We start from the raw sequence: 21,066 nt of genomic DNA, 5'->3' as shown, positions 1-21,066 counted from the left end.
TCAGTCGGCGAAGGGCGTCGCCGTCAGGCCGACCGGCATCCGCGGATTGGCGAAGTAGTCGGGCCAGCGATCGCAGAGATACAGGATCGCGACCAGCACGGTGGCGATCGCCAGCAGGGAGGCGAGCACCTCTGTGACCTGCGTCGCCCATTTCCCGAGCGTCGGGATCGCCATGAGGCCGCCGACGAACAGCGTGGTCACGATAACTGGTGCGGACATCGGGCAAGGCTTCGCGGCGCGGCTCTGGGACGGGGCTGTCCCGAACCCTAACGCCGCGCGGCGCCCGCAGGTTACCGATATCGGTTATCGTGACTCATGATAGGCAACCCGAACATCGAGCTGCTGCGCTCGTTCCTGGCCGTCGTCGAGAGCCGCAGCTTCACCGCCGCGGCGCAGGCTCTCGGTCTGCGGCAATCCACGGTGAGCGGGCACATCGCCCGGCTCGAGCAGGCGCTCGGTCGCGCGCTCCTGACGCGGGACACCCACCGGGTCGCGCCCACGCCGGACGGTCAGGCCATGATCGGCTTCGCCCGCGACGTGGTGGACGCGCAGGACCGGCTGCGCGCCTTCTTCTCGCCGGAAGGCCTGCGTGGCCGAATCCGGCTCGGCGTCTCCGAGGACTACACCCTGTCGACCCTGGCACAGGTCCTGGCCCGCTTCGCCGATCGGCACGACGCGGTCGATCTGCAGATCACGGTCGGGCTGAGCCGCGCCCTCTACCAGGGCTACGATGCGGGCGAGCTCGACGTGATCTTCTGCAAGCGGCGGCGCGGCGACCCGCGCGGGACCTTGGCCTGGGCGGAGGATCTGATCTGGACGGGCCGGCCCGGCCTCGTGCCGGATCGAGCCAAGCCCTTGCCCCTTGTGCTCTACCCGCCACCGTCGATGACCCGCACCTTGGCGCTCGACGCCCTCGAGGCGGTGGGCCGGTCCTGGCGGGTGGCCTGCACCAGCGGAAGCCTGATGGGGCTGCGGGCCGCCGTCGAGGCGGGCCTGGGCATCGCGCCGCACTCGGCCAAGATCCTGCCGCCGGGCCTCGCCGCGATCTCCGAGGCGGCCGGCCTGCCGCCGCTCGGCGCGGTCGAGTTCGTCGTGCTCGGCCCGGGTCGCCACCACGCGGCGGCGACCGCGCTGCAGGAGACGATCCTGGCGAGCACCGGCGAGCTTCAGGGCGCCGCGCGCTAGGGCGGCGTCCTCCCGGCACGCGGTGGCCGGGCTCGATCCCGACCGTCCGGCGCGGTCCTTAACGGATTGGCCAGCCTTTTTCCGCACCGTACCGCGAAGCGGTCACAAACGGTTTCGACAAGGATCGCCGGCGGTGCCGGCCCCGGTGTCGTTGCCGGACGGGGCGCGAAACCGCCGCATTTGGCGTGCGGAAACCGTCCTGCGGCGTGCCTGACGGTCGCGCATCGCGGCGGAACATTCGAGAACGGGATGCATGGCCAAGGGTCGGGGCAGGATTGAGCCGAACTTCGACGTGCCCGAAGGGCGCGCGCGGGATCGCGGCGAACTCGACCTGCGCCTGACCCGTGAGGACCGCCCCGGGGCAGGAGACGGCGTGGCGAAGCGATCGGGCGGCGGAGCGCGGCAGCCGAACAAGGCGCCGGCGCGGACAACGGGGCGGGCGAAGGCCTCGGGTCGCGGCCGACGCCGGCGTTCCTGGCTCGGCCGCATCGTCTACGGCTGCGTCGTCCTCGGCCTCTGGGGGGTGATCGGGCTCGCGGGGCTCATCGCTTACCACGCCTCGCAGCTGCCGCCGATCGACCAGCTCGCGGTGCCGAAGCGTCCGCCCAACATCGCGATCCTGGCGAGCGACGGCTCCCTGCTCGCCAACCGCGGCGAGACCGGCGGCCGCGTCGTGTCGATCAAGGAGCTGCCGCCCTACCTGCCGCGCGCCTTCGTGGCGATCGAGGATCGGCGCTTCTACCAGCATTTCGGCGTCGACCCGGTTGGCATCATGCGTGCCATCGGCCAGAACCTGACCCGGCGCGGCGTGGCGCAGGGCGGCTCGACCCTCACCCAGCAGCTCGCCAAGAACCTGTTCCTGACCCCGGAGCGCTCGGCCTCGCGCAAGATCCAGGAGGCGATCCTCGCGCTCTGGCTCGAGCACAAGTACACGAAGGACGAGATCCTCGAACTCTACCTGAACCGCGTCTATTTCGGCGCCGGCGCCTACGGCGTCGAGGCGGCGGCGCAGCGCTATTTCGGCAAGCCCGCCAAAGAGGTGAGCCTCGCGCAGGCCGCGATGCTCGGCGGCCTCGTGCAGGCGCCCTCGCGCCTCGCCCCGAATCGCAACCTCCCGGCCGCCCAGGCCCGCGCCGCGCAGGTGCTCGCCGCCATGCAGGAGCTGGGCTTCGCGTCGGCGCAGGACGTCAAGGTGGCGCTCGCCCAGCCGGCGAAGCCCGCCAACGCCCGCGGCGGCGGGTCGGCCAACTACGTCGCCGACCTCGTGATGGACGTGCTCGACGATTACGTCGGCAAGTTCGACACCGACATCACGGTCCAGACCACGGTCGATCCGAGCCTCCAGGCGGCGGCCGAGAAGGCGCTCACCGACGAGCTCAACGCCAAGGGCACGCGCTACAACGTCAGCCAGGGGGCGCTGGTCTCGATGCGGCCGGACGGCGCCATCCGAGCCCTGATCGGCGGCCGCGACTACGCGCAGAGCCAGTTCAACCGGGCCACGACCGCCAAGCGTCAGCCCGGCTCCTCGTTCAAGCCCTTCGTGTACCTCGCGGCCGTGGAGCACGGCGCCACGCCCGACACGGTCCGGGAGGACGCGCCGATCCGGATCGGCAACTGGGCGCCGGAGAACTACTCCCACCGCTACGAGGGGCCCGTCACCCTGCGGACAGCGCTCGCCCAGTCGCTCAACACCGTCGCGGTGCGCCTCGGCCAGGAGGTCGGGCCGAAGACCGTGGTCCAGACCGCCCAGCGGCTCGGCATCACCTCGCCGCTCCAGGCCAACGGCTCCATCGCCCTCGGCACGTCCGAGGTCACGCTCTTGGAGATGGTCGGCGCCTACGGGGCCTTCGCCAACGGCGGCATCGGCGTGATCCCCTACGTGGTCACCGCCGTGAAGAGCCAGGACGGGAAGGTCCTCTACAAGCGCTCCGACAACGGTCTGGGCCGGGTCATCGACGCCAACGCCGACGGCATGATGAACGCCATGATGCACGAGACCTTCGTCAGCGGCACCGGCAAGAAGGCCGACATCCCCGGCTGGGACCTCGCGGGCAAGAGCGGCACCACCCAGGATTATCGCGACGCGTGGTTCATGGGCTTCTCGGGCAGTCTCGTGACCGGCGTCTGGCTCGGCAACGACGACGGCGAGCTCACCAAGAAGGTCACCGGCGGCAACCTGCCGGCGGAGATCTGGAAGACCTATATGACCCAGGCCCTGAAGGGGCAGACGCCGGTCCCGCTCCCGGGCCTCAACCGCTGGCGCCGCCAGCCGGAGACGACCGCCTCGGTGGCGAGTGCCGCCCCGGCGGGCCCGGGCGGGCTCCTGGGCCAGATCCTCGGCGAGTCGGACGCCCCGGCGCCGCGTCAGGCCGCGCCGTCGCGGCGCGCCCCGAAGGACGACCGCAACTTCATCGAGAAGCTGTTCGGCATCGGTGACTGACGCTCCGCGGTCTCCGCGTTCGTCGGGACCAGGCGGCGGCGCGCGTCGCGGGCGAGAGGCGGCCCGCGGCGCGCGCCGTCGCGCATCCGCGCGACTACGCCTGGGCTCCGGCTTAAGGCGACCGCGTCGAGGCGGGACTGACAGCCGCGGCGGCCTGTATTTGTATTAGCGGCGATTCAGCGCTTCTTAGTGCCGCCAATAACCGCTTTTTCAATCTTCGTGGACGTAAGATCGGGTGAACAGTAAGCCCGTCAACCGCAATGGCGCGGTTCGTGGCAGCCCGATCGAGCCCATGCTCCTGCGCGCGACCGCTACAGCGATCAGAGCTCACCTGGACGATCGCGCCTCGCGCCTGATCGCGGCGGCCGGCACATGCCTGCTGCTCTGCCTCGCGCTGCTCGGCGTCTATCTCTGCCTGGATCTGCGGGACGTCGCTTGGCACAACGCCCGCCGCAACGCCGGGAATCTCCTGGCGGTGATCGAGGAGGGCGTCGGCCACAGCCTGCGGGTCTACGACCTCTCGCTGCGGAACTCCGCACGGCTCGCGAGCCGCGCCGACATCGCGGCCCTGGACCCGGATATTCGGCGCCTGGCGCTGTTCGACACGGCTGTGGCGGGCTCCGGCCTCGGTCCGATCGCCGTCACGGACGCGGCCGGCGACGTCCGGCTGACCAGCGATCCCGGCGTGCGGACCCGGCCCAACATGCGCACGCTGCCGGAATTCGAATTCCATCGGTCGAATCCCGAAGGCGGCCTGATCCTGTCCGGGCCGACCGTATCTCTCATGACCGGTGAGCCCATCATCCGCATGACCCGGCGGATCCGGACGCCCGACGGCTCATTCGCCGGGATCGTGTCGGGATCGATCAGGCTCGCGCATTTTCAGGCGCTGTTCGAGCGCCTGCACTTCGACGACGGCATCGCTCTGAACGTCTTCCACCGGGACGGGACGCTGCTGATCCGGGCGCCGGCACGGCCGGAGGCGCTCGGCCAGAACATCAGCGCGAGCCCCGGCTACAAGATGTACCGGGCCAAGCCGCGCGGCGAGTTCCAGGGACGCTCGTTCCTCGACGGCGTCGAGCGGGTCTACAGCTTCGCCGACCTCGACGACCTGCCGCTGATCGTGACCGTGGCGACGGACGTCGACAGCATCCGCAGCGTCTGGATCTACAAGGCGGCGATCGTCGCCGTCCTGATCCTGTGCCTCTGCCTCCTCGCCTTCGGCCTGACGATCCTGCTGCACCGGGAGGTCGGGCGCCACGTGGCCGCGGAAGCCTCCAGCCGCGAGGCCAACGCCGCGCTCGCCGTGCTCGCGCGGACCGACGGCCTGACGGGCCTGCCGAACCGGCGCAGCTACGACGAGCACTTCGCCGTGGAGTGGAAGCGGGCCGCACAGCTGCGGACGCCCCTGGCGCTGTTGATCGTCGATGCCGACCACTTCAAGCAGTTCAACGACCGCTTCGGTCACCAGCGCGGCGACGAGGCGCTGAAGGCGGTGGCGGAGTGCCTGCAACGTTCCCTCGATACCGCCGGGCTGAGCTTCCGGATCGGCGGCGAGGAGTTCGTCGCCCTGTTGCCGGGCGTCGACGCGACGGCCGCCAGCGTCGCGGCGGAGCGCGTCCGCCGGGCCGTGGTGAACCTCCGCATCCCCCACGCCCCGGAGGTCGGTGGCATCGCGACGGTGAGCATCGGCGTCGCCTGTGCCGATCCGGCCGGCGGCGATCCGCCCGAAGGGCTGTTCACGGCGGCCGACGCGGCCCTCTACGCGGCCAAGAAGGCCGGGCGCAACCGCGTCCGCGCCGCCGCGCCGGCGGATCCCGTGGCCCTGGCGCTGCGGGCCTGAGCGGCCCCGCGGCTCACAGCATCGGCAGCATCCGGGGCCGCGGTCCGCGGGGGAAATGCGCGTCGATCAGGGCGATCTCGGCCGCACCGAGGTGCAGGTCCGCCGCGCCGGCATTCTCGACGGCCCGGTCCGGGCGACCGGTCTTGGGGATCGTGAACGTGCCCGGCAGCCGGGTCAGGTAGGCGAGGGCCACCGCGTAGGGCGTCGTGCCGTGGTTCTGCGCGATGCCCGCCAGGACGCGGCCGCCCGCGCTGGCCGGATCGGGGAAGTCGCCGCTGCCGAAGGGCGAGTAGCCCACCATGGCGACGCCGTGCTTCTCGCACCAGGGCAGCACGGCGTGCTCGATGGCCCGCTCGTTCAGGTGGTAGAGGACCTGATTGCAGGCGATCCGGTCCGGCCCCGCGATGGCCCGGACGCGATCGAGATCCTCGACGTCGAAGTTGCTGACGCCCCAGGACAGGATCTTGCCGGCCCGGCGCAGATCCTCGAAGCCCGCGATCGTCTCCTCGAGCGGGTGCTGACCCGGCCAGTGCAGTAGGTAGCAGTCCAGCCGGTCCGTCCGCAGACGCTGGAGCGACGCCTCACAGGCCCGCGCGACGCCCCGGCGCGTCGCGTTACCGGGCACCACCTTGGAGACGAGGAACACCTCCTCGCGGCAATCCGCGACGGCGGCGGCGACGATCGCCTCCGCGTCCCCGTACATCTCCGCGGTGTCGATATGGGTCATGCCGGCGTCGATCCCGGCCCGCAGCGCCTGGACCGCGTCCGTCCGGTCCGAACTGTCGATGTGCCACGTGCCCTGGCCGATCACCGGCACAGAGACGCGCGTCGCGCCGAAGCTCCTGGCGTACATGGCAGCGCTCCCTCTTCGCTGTCACAGGGGGTTGCTGGCGGCGGTCCGGTCGAGTCCCGGGCCGCCGGCGTATCACGGCTCGGCCGCGCAACAACCCGGCACGCCTTACTCGCGCCATCTTGGGGCGTTGAGCAATGGCATGCGGCCTCCCGCGGCGCTAAACTTTAGGCCCATGCCCGAAGTCCGGCGGCGCGGGCTCGCCGAGTCTGCGCCGCCCCGCGCAGTGCCGCCGCGCAGGGCCACGCGACGCCCGGACCCGCGCACGGTCCGTCGGCTGGCCATGCTGGAGATGCCTCGATGCTGCCGGCCCACCGGATATTCTGGGGTCTGATCCTGCTGGCGGCGGCCGGCGCGGGGTTGCTCTACAACATCATCTTCGCGGCCGGCGCCTCGCCCCTCGCCGGCTTCACGTACGGCCTCTGCATGGGCGCCACGGTGCTGGCCTTCGACCGCGGGCTGATCCTGGCCGGCCTGCAGGCGAAGATCCGGCGGCTGCCGGCCTGGCTCTACGTGCTGGCCGCGGAACTCGCCTACGTCCTGATGATCATGGCGGGCAACGCCCTGGGCGGCCTGCTCGTCTGGGCGTTCGCCCTGACACCGGACGACCTCACGACCGCGACCCGCATGACCGCGCGGGTTCTCGCCTACGCCCTCGCCGTGTCGGGCCTGCTGGTCTTCGTCATACGGATGCGCGACCTGATCGGCGGCGAGGTGTTCGTGAACTTCATGATCGGCCGCTACCACAAGCCGGTGGCGGAGGAGCGGGTCTTCCTGTTCCTCGACGTGGTCGGCTCCACGGCCTTCGCGGAGACCCACGGCGACCTGCGCGCGCAGGAATATCTCAGCGCCGTGTTCGCGACGCTCGCCGAGCCGGTGCGGCGCAACGGCGGCTCAGTGGACGACTATATCGGCGATCTCGCCATGGTGACGTGGCCGATGGCCCGCGGCCTGAAGGACGCGCGCTGCGTCACCTGCGTGTTCGAGGTGCTTGACCGGATCGAGGCCGACGCCGCGGCCTGGACCGCCCGGTTCGGGACGGTCCCGCGGCTCCGGGCGGCGCTGCACGGCGGCTCGGTGGTCACGGCCGAAGTCGGGGTCGACCGCCACAAGATCGCGTATTTCGGCGACGCCGTGAACGTGACGTCGCGGATCGAGGCCCTGTGCCGCCCGCTGGGCGTCGGCATCCTGATCTCGCAGGATCTGCTCAACCGCCTCCCGCGCCTTCCGGCCGGCGTCCGGGCACGGTCCCTCGGCGCCCACGCGCTCCGCGGCCGCGGCGCGCCGCTGTCGGTGGCGACGCTCGAGCGCGGACCCGCCGAGACCGCGCCCGTGGCGGATCTGGCGCCGCGCCGCGCCGCGGTCGCCCGCTGATGGCCGGGGCGAGCACCGCGCGGGCGAACACCCTGATCGCCGTGAAGATGGCGCTGCGCTTCGGGCTGCCGCTGATCGGGCTCGCGGTCTTCGGCCGCGCCGTCGTTCTGTCGGTGGGCGGCGATATCGAGCACGGCCAGTTCGCCCTGGGCGTGCTCCTGATCCTGGCGGGTTTCACCTCGAAGCTGGTGCCCCGGCCATGAGCGACGCGCCGGCGCGCCCGCCGATCTACCTCGACGCCGATGCCTGCCCGGTCAAAGACGAGACCTACCGGGTCGCCGAGCGCTACGGCCTGACCGTCCACGTCGTCGCCAACAGCGTGCTGAACCTGCCGCGCGAGCCCTGGATCGAGCGCGTGGTCGTCGGCTCGGAACTCGACGCCGCCGACGACTGGATCGCCGCGCGGGCCGGACCCGGGAGCATCGTCCTCACCGCCGACGTTCCGCTGGCCGCGCGCTGCGTGAAGGCCGGCGCCACGGTCCTGGCGTTCACTGGGAAGCCGTTCAGCGAGGCCGGGATCGGTCTCGCCCTCGCGACGCGCGACTTGATGCAATCGTTGCGCGAGGCCGGGACCATCACGGGCGGGCCGAAACCGTTCTCGCGCGCCGACCGGTCGGCCTTCCTGTCCGCCCTCGACCGGGCGGTGAACCGGATCCTGCGCGAGCGGCCGAAGCCGGTCTGAGCACCGGTCCCAGGCGCGACGGCGTTCCCCGCGCGGGAGGTCTCAGGCCTCGGCCGCCGGGACGAGGGCCTTGAGCGCCTCGTTGATGCGGTCCTGCCAGCCCGGGCCGTCTTTCTGGAAATGCGCGAGCACGGCGCTGTCGAGGCGCAGGCTCACCACTTCCCGAGATCCTGGGACCGTTGCCGGCCGCGGCGCGGCCTGCGGCGGCGGAGCGGCCGTCTTCGGGCTCGTCGCGGCCCGGAAGGCCGCCTCGGCTGCCGCGCGCGGGTCGGTGAAGCGGCGGCGGTTGCGGTCTTCGGCCATCGACCCCTAGCCCTTCGCGGTCGTCTTCTTCGGCGCGGCCTTCTTCGCGCTGCCCTTGGCGGCCGCCTTGGCTTCCTTCTCGGCCGCCTTGGCCTGCGCGTCCGCGGCCTCCTTGGCGAGCCGGAGCGAGCGCAGCCGCACCGTCCGCTCGTCCATCGCCTTGATGGCCGCGTGGTGCTCCGCCATCGCCTGGGCGCCCTCGCGAGCCATGCGCTCCGCCCGTTCCGCGCGCTCGGCGCGGTTCTCCGCCCGGGTCTTGGCTTCCGCCTCCGCGTCGCGGGTGGCATTCACCTCGTCGAGGTCGTACTCAGTGTCGTCGTTCATCCTGTCCCTTTCACCCCGGCTCGACGGGTCCGACCCGGCGCAGCCTGCGCGGGACGGGGTCTGAGCGGGTCCGGCCTGTTCGAGGGGCGGGGGGCAAGGCCGGATCGGCGCCCTCCCGCATCGCCGTCAGGCGCGCGGGGAAGGCAGGTTCACGAAGGCTTTAGCATGCCCGCGCGGCCGATGGCGAATCCGGATCGCCGGGTGGGACTGACGGCGCACACCATTCGTACGCGTCCGCCGGACGATCCGGATCGGGCTCGCGGTCGGCCGGGCGGGATCCGGCCCGGATCGTCCTCCGATCAGCGCACGCGGAAGTTGAGCGGAATGGAGACCGACAGGCTGGACTGCGTCACGCCGGGGGGCGCCGCCGGCATCGATCCGCGCACCGCCGCGAGGGCGGCGCTGTCGATCTGGCCGACGCCGCTGGACCGGGCCACGCCGGCGCCTGTCACCTGACCCGAGCGCATCACGGTGAAGCGCACCACCGCGGTCCCGCCGCCGGTGCCCACGGCCGCGTTCACGTTCATCCGGCTGTGGATCGCCGCGCTGATGGCGCCCTGCCATTGGCGCATGGCGCTCGGATCGTTGCCCGCGGCGGCCCGGCCGGCCGCGTTAGCCCGCGAGGCCGACGCCGAACTCCGCTCGGCGCCAGCCCGCGCCTTGGCCTCGCGCGCCTTCGCCTCGCGCGCAGCCTTGGCCTTCGCCTCGCGGATCTCCTCCAGGCGCTCCTGCCGCGCCTCCTCGCGCTTCTGCTCGCGGAGTTTCTCCTCCCGGATCTTGCGCAGCTTGGCTTCGCGCTCCGCCTTCAGCTTCGCCGGATCGGGCGTCGGCTTGGGCGGCTCCTCGGATTTGGCAACCTCGGTGGGCGGCGGCGCCAGCGGCTCGGCGGCCTCGGACGCGGAGGTGATCACCTGGCTCTGCGCCTCCACGGGTTGAGCCTCTTGCGGCATCTCGATTGCCTGGGTGTCCTCCGGCTTCACCTCGGTCATCTCGGTCGGCGGCGGCGGCTGGACGGCCTCGTCGGGCGGCGTGTCCACCGGCTTCGCCTCCGGCGGGGCTTCCTGGCTCATCTGCTGCTCCGCCGGGGCCTCGGTGGCCGCGTCGGTCATGAGCGGCGCGAGGTCGACGGTGATCTGCTGCTCGCCGGGCGGTGCAGGCGGGGAGAGACGCAGGAACATCACGGCGGCGAGCACGCAGGCGTGCAGCCCGAGGGCGACCAGGAAAGCGGCGAGCAGCCCGGACGGGCGGCGCTCGCCGAGACCGGCCGGCATATCCGTCGACGTGTAGGTGCTCATCGGCTCAGCGCGCGGTCCCTGCGGGGGCGGCGGGGGCGGCCGGGGCGGCGCTTGGCGAGGCCGGAGCGGCGCCGCCGGGCGACTGCGCGATCAGCGACACCTTGGTGAAGCCGGCCTGCCCGACGAGGCCCATGACCTCCATGACCTTGCCGTAGGGCACGTCGCGGTCGCCGCGCACGAGGATCACCTGATCCTTGTCGGCCGCCGCCATCTCGCGCAGGCGCGGCACGATGCTCTCCATCGTGAACACCTCCTTGGCGATGGACGGGTTGCCGTCCTTGTCGACCGTCACCTCGGCGGGCTTCTTCGACTGCGCGACCTTGGGCGCCGCGGTCTTCGGCAGCTGGACCGGCACGCCGGTGGTCATCAGCGGCGCGGCGACCATGAAGATGATCAGCAGCACGAGCATCACGTCGACCATCGGGGTGACGTTGATGTCGGACATCGGCACATCGTCGAGGTCGTCGTCGTCGTTCGCGCGAATGGATCCCATCGCCATGGGGCGTCTCCGGTACCTTTACGTTCGGCTCTCTGGGGGCTGGCGCCGGCCGCGCTACTCGGCGGCCGCGCGGTGGGCGCCGGCGCGGTCGCGCGCGAGGCGGTTGCCCAGGACCGAGATATAGGACGAGAAGGTGCTCTGGATGCCGCTCACGTCGCTCGAGAGCTTGTTGTAGGCCATCACCGCCGGGATCGCGACGACGAGACCGATCGCCGTGGCGAACAGCGCCTCCGCGATGCCCGGCGCCACGACGGCGAGGGAGGTGTCCTGGCTCCGGGCGATGGACGAGAACGAGTTCATGATGCCCCAGACGGTGCCGAACAGGCCGACGAACGGGGCCGTGGAGCCGGAGGTCGCCAGCAGCGACAGGCCGGTGCGCAGGCGCTTCACCTCGATGGCGAGGGCGCCCTTCATCGCCCGCTCGATGCGGTCGCGGCGCTCGGCCCGGGTCTCGGAGGAATCCTGATCGCGCCACGCGTCGATCGCCGCCTTCACCACGTGGCCGGCGATGCCGCGATGCTCGCCGTCGAGGCTGCCCCCGGAGCGGACCAGATTCGCGAAGGCCTTGGCCTGGCGCCGCGCGGCGGCGAGCCGGATAACCTTCTCGAACACCACCGTCCAGCAGGCGATCGAGGCGATCACCAGCAGGATCATCACGCCCTTCACGATCGGGTCCGCCTGCAGGAACAGGCCGAGGAACGAGAAGTCGTGGGCCGCCTCGATCGGGGCTTGTGTCGGGTCCATCGCGGGCTCCTGGCGTCCTGGTCTCACGCGGCGTCGCGCCGCCATCGTCTCGGGGTGCGGCGAAAGCCGCAGGCCGCCCGGCGGCTCTCGCCGCCGGGCGGTTTGGTCTCGTCAGCCGTCACACCATCCGCATCAGCGGTCGAACGGCAGGCCGGCCTTGCTGTCGGTCTCGGTCCGCTCGAGGCAGGCCTCGCGGCCCGGATCGCCGCCGTCGCAGGTCAGGACGTCGTTCAGGAGGACGCGACCGACCTTGTTGCAGGCGATGCCGGGGAAATCGAAGATCTTCACGGTGGTCTTCTTCGGCGGCAGCGGCCCGAGTTCGACCGCCACGCGCTTCTGCGCGACGCCCTCGGGGTCGAAGGCGAAGAGATCCACCTTGTAGGACTTGAGGCCCGAACCCTTGTTGTCGATCACCATGGTGATCCGGCAGGCCTCGCCCGCGGTCTCGACCTTGTTGAGCTGCAACTTGATCGGCGCCTTCTCGGACGCGTCCTGCGCCAGGGCCGACACGACGAGCAGCGCCGAGAGCGCGAAGCAGGCCGCCGTGTCGAGGGCGACACGCCCGATCCGACGGCGGTACAGGGGAGCGCGCAGGGCAAGCACCGTGACAAAGTCCTCTTCGAGTTCGCGCCGGCCGGCGGCTCGGGCCGCGCGGTCCGGGGTGACGGGGAGCCGGATCAGTGCAGCACCGTTCCGGCGGGGCAGGGGGCCGGGGCGAGGCGCTCGGCCGCCGCGTCGAGCGGCCCGACCGCGGCGCGGACCGCCGCCACGAGGCGCGGCGCCGCGTCCTGGCCGGTGATCTCGGCCGCGGCGGCCTCGAGATCCGCCCAGAGGCGCTGCCGGCCCCGGTTGATCAGCTTCACCAGCGCGCATTCGTGGCCGGTCACGCGGCAGCAGCTCGCCGGCATGAACGACCAGTCGCCGTCGCGTTCCGCGCGGAGCGCCCGGATGATCGCGACCACGCAGGCGACGAAGCGGCACCCCTCCGTCGGCCCGAGCAGCTGCTCGGCCCCGTCGAAGGCCGCGTTCCAGCAGGCGACGTCGCTGGTCATGTAGCCGGCCGCCACGAAGCGGGCCACCGACAGGGCCAGGATGTCGGCCTCGTCGCCGCACACGTCCGCGACGCGCCGCATCGCCGCGTGGTCCGACGGGGTCATGGGCGTGCTCACGGCTCCGGCGCCTCGCGGAAAAGGATCGCGGCAATCGAGCTCGGGAGCCGGATCGTCGCCTGCCGCGGCAGTATCCAGGCCCGCCGCCCGGATCAAGGCCCGGCGAGAAAATCAGAGCAGTTCCAAACTGTTAGAGGAAAGCGTGGCCGTTGCAGGATTTGCCTATCGATCCCGCATAAATTTGCCGAAACTTCCCGAAAATGCGCGACCACGGGTCGCCGTCGATTCCGGTCCCCTCCCTTGATGGCCCGGAAGGCCTTGGCCATATCTCCGAGTTGCCGGCGTCGTCACGTCCGGCGGAGCGCTGCCCCGGGCGGGCTCCTGTCGACGAGGTGCTCGGGCATCCCGGGATTGCGGCAGATCCCGGGGTCGGAGGCTTCGCTTTCTGGATGATGGCCGCGATGACTCGATCCTCGCCCTTCGGGCACCCGTTCCTGCTCGGCTTCGACGAGATTGAGCAGGCCCTCGACCGGGTCTCCAAGGCCGCCAACGACGGCTACCCGCCCTACAACATCGAGCGCCTGCCCCGGACCGAGAGCGAGCCCGAGCGGCTGCGGATCACGCTGGCGGTGGCCGGCTTCACCCGCGATCAGCTGGACGTGATGCTGGAGGAGAGCCAGCTCGTCGTGCGCGGCCGGCAGGTCGACGAGCGCGAGCGCCACTTCCTCCACCGCGGCATCGCGGCGCGGCAGTTCCAGCGGGCCTTCCTGCTCGCGGACGGCATGGAGGTCCTCGGCGCCGACCTCGCCAACGGCCTCCTGTCGATCGATCTGGTCCGGCCGGAGCCGGACCGCATCGTGCGCAAGATCGATATCGGCGCCCGCGGCTGACGCCCACCGATTGATTGGCCGGCGCGGATCCCCACATCAGGGTGGAGCCGCCGGTGCCTTCAGGATCGGCGGTCGACGCTCTGCCACCCCAGGAGGGCTTTATGACCGATCTGAATCCGTCTCCCCTGACCCCCGCCGATCTCGATCCGGCCGATTTCCAGCCGGCCGATCTCGCGGCGCTGGGCGAGGGGCACATCGCCTACGTCCGACCGATCCGGTCCGACGAGGTCCGCCGCTTCTTCCCGCAGGCCCCCGAGCTGTCGCCCGGCCTCGACCTGTTCGCCCTGCTCTCGGCGAGCGGCGCGCCGATCATGCTCGCCGATTCGCGGGACGTCGTGCTGGCCAACGCCGCCGCGCACGACCTGCAGCCCGTCAGCCTGCACTGAACCCGCACGCGACCCGCTGAGCGGCCCGGCCGGGAGACCGGTCAGGCGATCTCGGCCACCGCCGCCACGAGCCGCGCGATGTCCTGCGGCCGCGACAGGCGGTGGTCACCGTCGGCGATCAGCGTCAGCACCGTTCCTTCGGCCGGCAGGCGGTCGAGGATTCGCAGGGCGTGCGTGTAAGGGACGTCGGTGTCCCGCATGCCCTGGAGGATGTGCACCGGGCAGCCCGGATCGACTTGGCCGCCCAGCATGCAGTGCTGGCGGCCGTCGTCGATCAGGGCCCGCGTGATCGGGTCCGGCTCCGGCGCGTAGTCGCTGGGCTTCCTGAGGACGCCGTCGCGGATCAGCATGGCGCGCGCCGCCTCGCTGAGGCGGTTCCAGATCAGCTCCTCGGTGAAGTCGAGGGCCGGCGCGATGAGCACCAGCCCCGCCGTGGCCTCCCCGCGCGCGGCCCGGTCGCGGGCCGCCAGGCAGGCGATCCAGCCGCCCATCGACGAGCCGACGAGCACCGCCGCCTCCGTCGCGTAGGCCGCCAGGACCGCCTGCGCGTCCTCGAGCCACGACGAGATGGTGCAGTCCGTGAAGGTGCCGCCCGAGGCGCCGTGCGCGGCGTAGTCGAACCGCACGAGCGCCCGGCCCGTCCGTTCGGCCCAGGCATCGAGCGCCGTCGCCTTGGTCGCGGTCATGTCGGAGCGAAAGCCGCCGAGCCAGACCACCGGCGGCCCGCCGCCCGCGCGCACCCGCACGGCGATGCGGCGGGCCGCGTCGCCCGTACCGACGGTGAGGAACTCGGGGGCCGTATCCGTCATCGTTATCTCCGGTATCCCTGTCTCGACGTGGAAGAAGTCCGGTCCTGAACGGTTCGGCTTCAACTCTCGTTTACCGGACCGTAAAGCCCGGCGGCGATGCTGGATCAATGGCAGCGAGCATTTGGCAGATACCGGCCGGGGGCCTGCGCGTCCTCGCCGAGGGCCCGCGAACGGGCGACGGACCCCACGCCCTGTCGGGTTTCCCGGCGGAGGTCGGGGCACTGGCCGGCGCCCGCATCCTGCAGATCATCCCCGAACTCGACGCGGGCGGCGCCGAGCGCACCACCGTCGACGTCGCGGGCGGCCTCGCGGCCGTGGGCGCCCGCGCCCTGGTGGCGACCGAGGGCGGACGGCTCGTCGGCGAGTTGCAGGCCAAGGGCGGGCACTGGCTCCGATTCCCGGCCGCGTCGAAGAACCCGGCGTCGATGGCGGTGAACGTCCTGCGGCTGATGGCGCTCTGCCGCCGCGAGAAGGTGCAGATCATCCACGCCCGCTCCCGCGCGCCCGCCTGGGTCGCCCTCGGGGCGGCGCGCCGGCTCGGGCTCCCTTTCGTGACCACCTATCACGGCAGCTATTCCGGCCGGACCGGCGTGAAGGTCCTCTACAACTCGATCATGGCCCGCGGCGACGTGGTGATCGCGAACTCGCACTACACCGCGGACCTGATCCACCGGCTGCACGCCGAGCAGGCCGGCGACCGCGTGCGGGTCATCCACCGCGGCACCGACCTCGCCGTGTTCAACCCGGTGGCGGTCGGGGCCGCCCGGGTCGAGGCGCTGCGCCGGAGCTGGAACGTCGCGCCGCACGAGCGGGTGATCCTGCTGGCCGCCCGCCTAACGGCCTGGAAGGGCCACCGCGTGCTGATCGAGGCCGCCGCGCGGATGCGCGATCGCGGCGTCCCGGACCTGGCCGTGGTCCTCGCGGGGGATCCGCAGGGCCGCGCCGCCTACGAGCGCGAGCTCGACGCGCTGATCGCCGCGCGCGGGCTCGAGGGCATCGTCCGCCGGGTCGGGCACTGCGCCGACATGCCGGCGGCCTTCCGCGCCGCCTCGGTGGTGGCGGTGCCGTCCGTGGAGCCCGAGGCTTTCGGCCGCTCGGCCGTCGAGGCGCAGGCGCTCGGCGCACCCGTGGTCGTCTCGGATCTCGGCGCGGTACCGGAGACGGTGCTGGCACCGCCCGAGACCCCCGCCGGCCAGCGCACCGGATGGCGCGTGCCGCCCGGCGACCCGGCCGCGCTCGCCGCCGCTCTGACCGAGGCCCTCTCCCTCGGCGCGAGCGCCCGCGACGCCCTCGGTCGGCGCAGCCGCGCGCATGTCGAGGCGCACTTCTCCCTGGAGCGGATGGTCGGCGACACGCTGGCGGTCTACGCCGAGCTGCTCGGCCGTTCGACCTGAGGGCATCGGACTCGAATCGCGACGCGGCGGCCGATTATTTCCGGCGTCGCGATGGTAGCCGGTTGACTCTGGCCGCGGTTCCACCAACGTTGTATGTCCGGATGAGACCGGAGCGGCTGGCGGTCAGGAGATCTTCCTGAAGATCCGCCGTTTCGCCGTTGCAGCAGGAGACCTAAGCCATTCGTAGACCGATGAGAGCCATGCCGGCCCCGCAGAAGGACGGGCCGCGCGCCAACCGCGACATTCGCGGTGTGCGGGAAGTGCAGCTGATCGACGACACCGGGCAGAACCGCGGCGTCGTTCCCTTCTTCGACGCCCTCAATCTGGCCGAGGAGGCCGGTCTCGATCTCGTGGAGATCGCGCCGAACTCCGTGCCGCCCGTCTGCAAGCTGCTCGATTACGGGCGCTTCCGCTTCAACGAGCAGAAGAAGCAGAACGAGGCCCGCAAGCGGCAGAAGACCGTCGAGGTGAAGGAGATCAAGCTCCGCCCCGGCATCGACAAGCACGACTACGACACCAAGATGAAGTCGGTGCACCGCTTCTTCGAGGAGGGCGACAAGGTCAAGGTGACCCTGCGCTTCCGCGGTCGTGAGATGGCTCACCAGGATATCGGTCTGCGCCTCCTGGAGCGCGTGAAGAGCGAGACCGCCGAGATCGCCAAGGTCGAGAGCGAGCCGATGCTCGAAGGCCGGCAGATGATCATGATCCTCGCGCCGCGCTAAGCGGCCCGGATCCAGAGACGCGAGACCCGCGCCGCCTCCTCACCGGGGCGGCGTTGTCTTTTTCAGCGCTTCCGATCGGCGGCGCCGCGGATTATGGGCAGGCGATGGCCCTCGCTCCCGATGAGATCGAACGCTACGCCCGCCACCTCGTCCTCGCCGAGGTCGGCGGTCCCGGTCAGGCCCGGCTCAAGGCCGCCCGGATCCTCGTCGTCGGGGCGGGCGGCCTCGGCGCGCCGCTGATTCAGTACCTCGCCGCCGCGGGGATCGGCACGATCGGCCTCGTCGACGACGACACGGTCTCCCTGTCGAACCTGCAGCGGCAGGTGATCCACGGGACGCCGGATCTCGGTCGGCCGAAGGTCGAGAGCGCGGCCGACGCGGTGGCGCGCCTCAACCCGCACGTGGCGGTGGTCCCGCACCCGTTCCGGATCGACGCGGACAACGCCGTCGACCTGATCGCCGGCTACGACCTCGTGGCGGATGGGTCCGACAATTTCGCCACGCGCTACGCGGTGTCGGACGCCTGCTTCCGGGCGCGTCGGCCGCTGGTCACGGCGGCTCTGGGCCGCTTCGACGGCACGCTGACCACGATCCGGGCCCACGAGACGGGGCCCGACGGGACCCCGAACCCGACCTATCGCTGCCTCTTCCCGAATCCGCCGCCGCCGGGCAGCGTGCCCGCCTGCGCGGAGGCCGGCGTCCTCGGCGCGCTCGCCGGCGTCATGGGCTCGCTGATGGCCATGGAGGTGATCCGGGCCGTGGCGGGCTTCGGCGAGCCCCTCGTCGGGCGCCTCCTCATGGTCGACGCCCGCGCTATGCGGTTCGAGACCCTGAGCTACGGCTGGGATCCCGAGAACCCGCTCAGCGGCAGCGGCGCCTCAGCGGCCTAGGGGTTCCGGCGGCATCCAAGGCCCCTCCGCCTCCGCCTTGCCGAGGCAGCACTTCTTGAACTTCTTGCCCGAGCCGCAGGGGCAGGGATCGTTGCGGCCGACATCCTTGAACGGGTTGCGCTGCGGCTCGCCCGCGCCCTCCTCGGCCCAGTCGAGAGCCTCGACCGGATCGTCGAGGTAGCCGTACTGGTAGGGCCCGAGCCGGTCCCGGTCGTCCGGCTTGGTCTCGGCCTTGCGCAGGGCCTCCTTGAACCAGTCGGCGTCGCTGATCTCGTCGGTGAGCCGTCCGTCGGCGCGGGCCGCGGCCGCGCGGGGCGCGAGGTCCCGGAAGCCGAGATGCGCGATCGTCTCCTCCCAGCCGACCCAGGCCGGCCCGTCCTCCACGGCGGCCTGCGCGTCGTCGAAACGGACCAGCAGGTCGTGCATCGCGGCCCGGTCGATCCGTCCCTCCAGGGTCAGGAAGGTGCAGGCGCACATCAGCGCCATGCGCGCGTGATCGTCGACTGTGCTGTCCAGGATCAGGCGGAACAGCGGCTGCGGATCGCCGTCGAACAGGCTCGCCACGACCTTGGCCAGCGTCGCCGTGACGGCGTCCCCCAGCACCGCGTCGAGGGTCTCCTCGTCGTGCCGGAGCAGCCTGAGGAGCGGCGCGAGGGCGCGCGTGTCCCGGGCATGGGCCATGACGTGCAGGCCCCAGAACAGGAGGTTCGTCTCCTCCGCTGCCAGCTCGCGCCCGTCGGCGGCCGCCTCCAGCAGCGGCAGCGTCGCCTCCGCGACGGCGGCGGGGTGGTTCAGGGCCTCCCGCAACGCCGCCTTCGGCCGGTACTCGGACGCCGCGAGGTCGTCGATGAGCAGGGCGATCCGGTCCATGGCGGCGCCTCAGGCCCGGAGCGTCGCGCCCGTCTTGCGGGTGACCTCGGCGACGATCCTGGCGCTCACCGCCTCGATCTCCGCGTCGGTCAGGGTCCGCTCGACGGGCTGGAGACGCACCGCGATCGCCACCGACTTCGCGCCGTCCGGCACGCCCGGCCCCTCGTAGAGGTCGAACACGTCGACACCCGTCACCAGCTTGCGCTCGGCGTTCTGGGCGGCCTTGACGATGTCACCCGCCGGCACGTCGCGGCCGACCACGAAGGCGAAGTCCCGCGACAGCGGCTGGAATTCCGACAGTGCCAGGGCGGCCTTGGCCTTGGTCGGCTTGAGCTTGGGCAGGGGCAGGGCGTCGAGGACGATCTCGAAGGCCACGAGCGTTCCCTTCAGGTCGAGGGCCTGCAGCGTTCGCGGATGCACCTCCCCGAACCAGCCGATCTCCGTCTTCGGACCGAAGCGCAGCGTGCCGGAGCGGCCGGGATGCAGCCAGGACGGGCCGCCGGGCGTGATCTGGAGGCCGCCGGTCGGCACGCCCAGGCTGCCGAGCAACGCGATGGCGTCCGCCTTGGCGTCGAACGCGTCGACGGTCGCCGCCGTGCCGTCCCAGTGCCGCCCGGCGCCGGCCAGGGTCGCGCCGCCCCGTCGGACCGCCGCCGCGCGGACGGTCTGGCCTTCCGGTACGTCCGAGGCGAAGCACTGGCCGACCTCGAACAGGGCGGCGTCCGGGTAGCCGCGGTCGGCATTGCGTTGCGCCGCGCGCAGGAGGCCCGGCACCAGGCTCGGCCGCATGTCGGACAGCTCCGAGGCGATCGGGTTGGCCAGCACCAGGTCGGCTCCGCCGCCGCCGAACAGGACGGCGTCGTCGTGCGGCACGAACGACCACGTGACCGCCTCCATGAGGCCGCGGCTCGCCAGGGCGCGCTTGGCGAGGCGGGTCCGCTTCTGCATCACGGTGAGCAGCGGGCGGCCGATCCCGGCGAGCGGCGGCAGGGGCTCGGCCACGATCCGGTCGAGCCCGGCGATGCGGACGACCTCCTCGACGAGGTCGGCCTTGCCCTCGACGTCGGGCCGCCAGGACGGGGGCAGCACCGTCACCCGGTCCCCGGTGCCGGAGACGTGGAAGCCCAGCGTCTCGAGGATCTGCTGCATCTCGGTGCGCGGCACGTCCAGTCCGGCGAGGCGGCGGACTTCGGTCCAGGGGAAGTCGATGCTGCGCCGGGATTCGGGCGGCGCGCCGGCGACGTGCGCCTCGGTCGGCGTTCCGCCGCAGAGATCGACCACCAGCCGCGTCGCGAGGTCGAGGCCGGGAACCGTGAAGGCCGGGTCGACGCCCCGCTCGAAGCGGTAGCGCGCGTCGGTGATGATGCCGAGCCGTCGGCCCGACTGGGCGATGTTGGTCGGGTCCCACAGGGCCGACTCGATCAGCACGTCCACGGTGCCGGCGTCGCAGCCCGACGCCTCGCCGCCCATGATGCCGGCGATGGATTCGACGCCGTTCGCGTCGGCGATCACCACGGTGTCGTCGGTCAGCGTGTGGGTCCGGCCGTCGAGGGCGCGCAGGCTCTCGCCCGCCCGCGCCCGCCGCACGGTCAGCGTGCCGGCGACCTTGGCGGCGTCGAAGACGTGCAGTGGCCGCCCGCGGTCGAAGGTGACGTAGTTGGTGATGTCGACGAGACTGTTGATCGGCCGCAGGCCGATGGCGCGCAGCCGGGCCTGCATCCAGGCCGGCGACGGGCCGTTCCGGACGCCGCGCACGAGCCGCAGGGCGAACATCGGGGCGAGGTGCCGGTCGGCCGGATCGAGGGCCAGCTCGACCGCGACCGGGCAGGGACCCTCGCCGCGCAGGCCCGGCAGCATCTCGCCCTTGAGCGTGCCGAGGCCGGCCGCCGCGAGGTCGCGGGCGATGCCGTGCACGGAGGTGCAGTCCGGCCGGTTCGGCGTCAGGTTGATCTCGATGACCGGATCGTCGAGCCCGGCGTAGAGCGCGTAGGCCTGGCCGACCGGCGCGTCGGTCGGGAGTTCCAGGATGCCGTCGTGGTCGTCGCCGAGGCCGAGCTCGGCGCCCGAGCACAGCATGCCGTGGCTCTCGACGCCGCGGATCGTGCCCACCGACAGGGTGATGTTCTTGCCCGGGACGTAGGTGCCGGGCGGCGCGAAGACCGAGACGAGGTCGGCCCGGGCGTTCGGGGCGCCGCACACCACCTGCACGGGGGCGCCCGCGCCGGTGTCGACCGTGCAGACCCGGAGCCGGTCTGCGTTCGGGTGCTGCTCGGCCGTCAGGATCCGGGCGATCACGTAGGGCCTGAGCGCGGCGGCCTTGTCCTCGACGCCCTCCACCTCAAGGCCGATCCGCGTGAGCGTCTCGGCGACGGTGTCGAGGGAGGCCTCGGTGTCGAGGTGGTCCTTGAGCCAGGAGAGGGTGAATTTCATGATGGACCTTCGAGAGCCCGGTATCGG

The 21,066-nt window shown here is 72.0% G+C and carries 23 protein-coding genes; 11 read left to right on the top strand and 12 right to left on the bottom strand.

The annotated features are described in order from the left end of the window. Positions 1-219, bottom strand: a complete 219-nt coding sequence (locus BLW78_RS16410) for a hypothetical protein (protein ID WP_020092819.1) — start codon at positions 217-219, stop codon at positions 1-3. 96 nt (positions 220-315) lie between these two features. Here BLW78_RS16410 and BLW78_RS16405 point away from each other — a divergent pair, with 96 nt between their 5' ends. From BLW78_RS16405 to BLW78_RS16395, 3 genes are all read left to right on the top strand, one after another. Then, positions 316-1,185: a LysR family transcriptional regulator gene (locus BLW78_RS16405; RefSeq protein WP_170855170.1), complete on the top strand. Its 870-nt coding sequence runs from the start codon at positions 316-318 to the stop codon at positions 1,183-1,185. Between the two features lie 253 nt (positions 1,186-1,438). Beyond that, entirely contained in the window at positions 1,439-3,625 is a 2,187-nt protein-coding gene (locus tag BLW78_RS16400) for a transglycosylase domain-containing protein (protein ID WP_091680850.1), read from the top strand. Between the two features lie 292 nt (positions 3,626-3,917). Next, positions 3,918-5,468, top strand: a complete 1,551-nt coding sequence (locus BLW78_RS16395) for a GGDEF domain-containing protein (protein WP_091680848.1) — start codon at positions 3,918-3,920, stop codon at positions 5,466-5,468. Positions 5,469-5,481: 13 nt separating this feature from the next. On the opposite strand, the gene BLW78_RS16390 is transcribed toward BLW78_RS16395, so the two are convergent. Continuing rightward, positions 5,482-6,321: an aldo/keto reductase gene (locus BLW78_RS16390; RefSeq protein WP_091680847.1), complete on the bottom strand. Its 840-nt coding sequence runs from the start codon at positions 6,319-6,321 to the stop codon at positions 5,482-5,484. Positions 6,322-6,618: 297 nt separating this feature from the next. Between BLW78_RS16390 and BLW78_RS16385 the strand changes: the two genes are divergently transcribed. From BLW78_RS16385 to BLW78_RS16375, 3 genes are read left to right on the top strand one after another with little or no spacing between them, the layout of a single operon-like run. Next, complete coding sequence (locus tag BLW78_RS16385; protein ID WP_056527981.1) at positions 6,619-7,692, top strand: adenylate/guanylate cyclase domain-containing protein; 1,074 nt, start codon at positions 6,619-6,621, stop codon at positions 7,690-7,692. Beyond that, positions 7,692-7,895: a hypothetical protein gene (locus BLW78_RS16380; protein WP_056527984.1), complete on the top strand. Its 204-nt coding sequence runs from the start codon at positions 7,692-7,694 to the stop codon at positions 7,893-7,895. The genes BLW78_RS16385 and BLW78_RS16380 overlap by 1 nt, the downstream gene beginning before the upstream one ends. Then, a complete protein-coding gene (locus BLW78_RS16375; RefSeq protein ID WP_091680845.1) occupies positions 7,892-8,374 on the top strand; it encodes a YaiI/YqxD family protein in 483 nt (160 codons plus the stop codon). The genes BLW78_RS16380 and BLW78_RS16375 overlap by 4 nt, the downstream gene beginning before the upstream one ends. A gap of 42 nt (positions 8,375-8,416) precedes the next feature. Here the strand turns inward: BLW78_RS16375 and BLW78_RS16370 are convergent, their stop codons facing one another. From BLW78_RS16370 to BLW78_RS16340, 7 genes are all read right to left on the bottom strand, one after another. Further along, positions 8,417-8,677, bottom strand: coding sequence for a BrnA antitoxin family protein (locus BLW78_RS16370; protein ID WP_056527989.1), 261 nt, complete (start codon positions 8,675-8,677; stop codon positions 8,417-8,419). 6 nt (positions 8,678-8,683) lie between these two features. Further along, positions 8,684-9,001, bottom strand: coding sequence for a hypothetical protein (locus BLW78_RS16365; protein ID WP_020665400.1), 318 nt, complete (start codon positions 8,999-9,001; stop codon positions 8,684-8,686). 299 nt (positions 9,002-9,300) lie between these two features. After that, entirely contained in the window at positions 9,301-10,296 is a 996-nt protein-coding gene (gene tolA, locus BLW78_RS16360; RefSeq protein WP_091680844.1) for a cell envelope integrity protein TolA, read from the bottom strand. Positions 10,297-10,300: 4 nt separating this feature from the next. Beyond that, a complete protein-coding gene (locus BLW78_RS16355; RefSeq protein ID WP_091680842.1) occupies positions 10,301-10,795 on the bottom strand; it encodes an ExbD/TolR family protein in 495 nt (164 codons plus the stop codon). A gap of 54 nt (positions 10,796-10,849) precedes the next feature. Then, on the bottom strand, positions 10,850-11,539 hold the full coding sequence (locus tag BLW78_RS16350) for a MotA/TolQ/ExbB proton channel family protein (protein ID WP_020092809.1): 690 nt from the start codon (positions 11,537-11,539) through the stop codon (positions 10,850-10,852). Positions 11,540-11,671: 132 nt separating this feature from the next. Next, entirely contained in the window at positions 11,672-12,142 is a 471-nt protein-coding gene (locus BLW78_RS16345; protein ID WP_056527997.1) for a hypothetical protein, read from the bottom strand. Positions 12,143-12,216: 74 nt separating this feature from the next. Next, complete coding sequence (locus BLW78_RS16340) at positions 12,217-12,696, bottom strand: hypothetical protein (RefSeq protein WP_091680841.1); 480 nt, start codon at positions 12,694-12,696, stop codon at positions 12,217-12,219. Positions 12,697-13,109: 413 nt separating this feature from the next. Here BLW78_RS16340 and BLW78_RS16335 point away from each other — a divergent pair, with 413 nt between their 5' ends. Continuing rightward, complete coding sequence (locus BLW78_RS16335; protein WP_012320108.1) at positions 13,110-13,538, top strand: Hsp20 family protein; 429 nt, start codon at positions 13,110-13,112, stop codon at positions 13,536-13,538. A 101-nt stretch (positions 13,539-13,639) separates the two neighbouring features. After that, positions 13,640-13,924 (top strand): BQ00720 family protein, encoded by a 285-nt coding sequence (locus tag BLW78_RS16330; RefSeq protein ID WP_091680839.1) that lies wholly within the window; start codon positions 13,640-13,642, stop codon positions 13,922-13,924. 41 nt (positions 13,925-13,965) lie between these two features. On the opposite strand, the gene BLW78_RS16325 is transcribed toward BLW78_RS16330, so the two are convergent. Then, positions 13,966-14,733 carry an alpha/beta hydrolase gene (locus BLW78_RS16325; RefSeq protein WP_091680837.1) on the bottom strand — a complete coding sequence of 256 codons (768 nt, stop codon included), beginning with the start codon at positions 14,731-14,733 and terminating at the stop codon, positions 13,966-13,968. Positions 14,734-14,840: 107 nt separating this feature from the next. On the opposite strand from BLW78_RS16325, the gene BLW78_RS16320 reads away from it, so the two are divergent. The 3 genes from BLW78_RS16320 to moeB all read left to right on the top strand — a co-directional run bounded on the left by BLW78_RS16320 (position 14,841) and on the right by moeB (position 17,739). Further along, positions 14,841-16,127 carry a glycosyltransferase family 4 protein gene (locus BLW78_RS16320; RefSeq protein WP_244526963.1) on the top strand — a complete coding sequence of 429 codons (1,287 nt, stop codon included), beginning with the start codon at positions 14,841-14,843 and terminating at the stop codon, positions 16,125-16,127. Positions 16,128-16,327: 200 nt separating this feature from the next. Continuing rightward, entirely contained in the window at positions 16,328-16,849 is a 522-nt protein-coding gene (infC, locus tag BLW78_RS16315) for a translation initiation factor IF-3 (protein WP_020092802.1), read from the top strand. Positions 16,850-16,953: 104 nt separating this feature from the next. Next, complete coding sequence (moeB, locus tag BLW78_RS16310; protein ID WP_091680836.1) at positions 16,954-17,739, top strand: HesA/MoeB/ThiF family protein; 786 nt, start codon at positions 16,954-16,956, stop codon at positions 17,737-17,739. Here the strand turns inward: moeB and BLW78_RS16305 are convergent. Together BLW78_RS16305 and pheT are read right to left on the bottom strand one after the other, a co-directional pair. Further along, positions 17,728-18,609, bottom strand: a complete 882-nt coding sequence (locus BLW78_RS16305; RefSeq protein WP_091680834.1) for a DUF1186 domain-containing protein — start codon at positions 18,607-18,609, stop codon at positions 17,728-17,730. The two genes, moeB and BLW78_RS16305, sit on opposite strands and share 12 nt — an antisense overlap. 9 nt (positions 18,610-18,618) lie before the next feature. Next, a complete protein-coding gene (gene pheT, locus BLW78_RS16300; RefSeq protein WP_091680833.1) occupies positions 18,619-21,039 on the bottom strand; it encodes a phenylalanine--tRNA ligase subunit beta in 2,421 nt (806 codons plus the stop codon). Positions 21,040-21,066: the final 27 nt, after the last annotated feature.

Source organism: Methylobacterium sp. 275MFSha3.1, assembly GCF_900108435.1.
Classification (GTDB): Bacteria; Pseudomonadota; Alphaproteobacteria; order Rhizobiales; family Beijerinckiaceae; genus Methylobacterium.
The sequence above is the reverse complement of the archived record's forward strand: the minus strand, read 5'-3'. Positions and strand labels throughout refer to the sequence as shown.

Excerpts from the sequence above, each read along its gene's own strand:
- BLW78_RS16410 (WP_020092819.1), bottom strand. The coding sequence starts at position 219 with ATGTCCGCACCAGTTATCGTGACCACGCTGTTCGTCGGCGGCCTCATG.
- BLW78_RS16405 (WP_170855170.1), top strand. The coding sequence starts at position 316 with ATGATAGGCAACCCGAACATCGAGCTGCTGCGCTCGTTCCTGGCCGTC.
- BLW78_RS16400 (WP_091680850.1), top strand. The coding sequence starts at position 1,439 with ATGGCCAAGGGTCGGGGCAGGATTGAGCCGAACTTCGACGTGCCCGAA.
- BLW78_RS16395 (WP_091680848.1), top strand. The coding sequence starts at position 3,918 with ATGCTCCTGCGCGCGACCGCTACAGCGATCAGAGCTCACCTGGACGAT.
- BLW78_RS16390 (WP_091680847.1), bottom strand. The coding sequence starts at position 6,321 with ATGTACGCCAGGAGCTTCGGCGCGACGCGCGTCTCTGTGCCGGTGATC.
- BLW78_RS16385 (WP_056527981.1), top strand. The coding sequence starts at position 6,619 with ATGCTGCCGGCCCACCGGATATTCTGGGGTCTGATCCTGCTGGCGGCG.
- BLW78_RS16380 (WP_056527984.1), top strand. The coding sequence starts at position 7,692 with ATGGCCGGGGCGAGCACCGCGCGGGCGAACACCCTGATCGCCGTGAAG.
- BLW78_RS16375 (WP_091680845.1), top strand. The coding sequence starts at position 7,892 with ATGAGCGACGCGCCGGCGCGCCCGCCGATCTACCTCGACGCCGATGCC.
- BLW78_RS16370 (WP_056527989.1), bottom strand. The coding sequence starts at position 8,677 with ATGGCCGAAGACCGCAACCGCCGCCGCTTCACCGACCCGCGCGCGGCA.
- BLW78_RS16365 (WP_020665400.1), bottom strand. The coding sequence starts at position 9,001 with ATGAACGACGACACTGAGTACGACCTCGACGAGGTGAATGCCACCCGC.
- tolA (WP_091680844.1), bottom strand. The coding sequence starts at position 10,296 with ATGAGCACCTACACGTCGACGGATATGCCGGCCGGTCTCGGCGAGCGC.
- BLW78_RS16355 (WP_091680842.1), bottom strand. The coding sequence starts at position 10,795 with ATGGCGATGGGATCCATTCGCGCGAACGACGACGACGACCTCGACGAT.
- BLW78_RS16350 (WP_020092809.1), bottom strand. The coding sequence starts at position 11,539 with ATGGACCCGACACAAGCCCCGATCGAGGCGGCCCACGACTTCTCGTTC.
- BLW78_RS16340 (WP_091680841.1), bottom strand. The coding sequence starts at position 12,696 with ATGACCCCGTCGGACCACGCGGCGATGCGGCGCGTCGCGGACGTGTGC.
- BLW78_RS16335 (WP_012320108.1), top strand. The coding sequence starts at position 13,110 with ATGACTCGATCCTCGCCCTTCGGGCACCCGTTCCTGCTCGGCTTCGAC.
- BLW78_RS16330 (WP_091680839.1), top strand. The coding sequence starts at position 13,640 with ATGACCGATCTGAATCCGTCTCCCCTGACCCCCGCCGATCTCGATCCG.
- BLW78_RS16325 (WP_091680837.1), bottom strand. The coding sequence starts at position 14,733 with ATGACGGATACGGCCCCCGAGTTCCTCACCGTCGGTACGGGCGACGCG.
- BLW78_RS16320 (WP_244526963.1), top strand. The coding sequence starts at position 14,841 with ATGGCAGCGAGCATTTGGCAGATACCGGCCGGGGGCCTGCGCGTCCTC.
- infC (WP_020092802.1), top strand. The coding sequence starts at position 16,328 with ATGCCGGCCCCGCAGAAGGACGGGCCGCGCGCCAACCGCGACATTCGC.
- moeB (WP_091680836.1), top strand. The coding sequence starts at position 16,954 with ATGGCCCTCGCTCCCGATGAGATCGAACGCTACGCCCGCCACCTCGTC.
- BLW78_RS16305 (WP_091680834.1), bottom strand. The coding sequence starts at position 18,609 with ATGGACCGGATCGCCCTGCTCATCGACGACCTCGCGGCGTCCGAGTAC.
- pheT (WP_091680833.1), bottom strand. The coding sequence starts at position 21,039 with ATGAAATTCACCCTCTCCTGGCTCAAGGACCACCTCGACACCGAGGCC.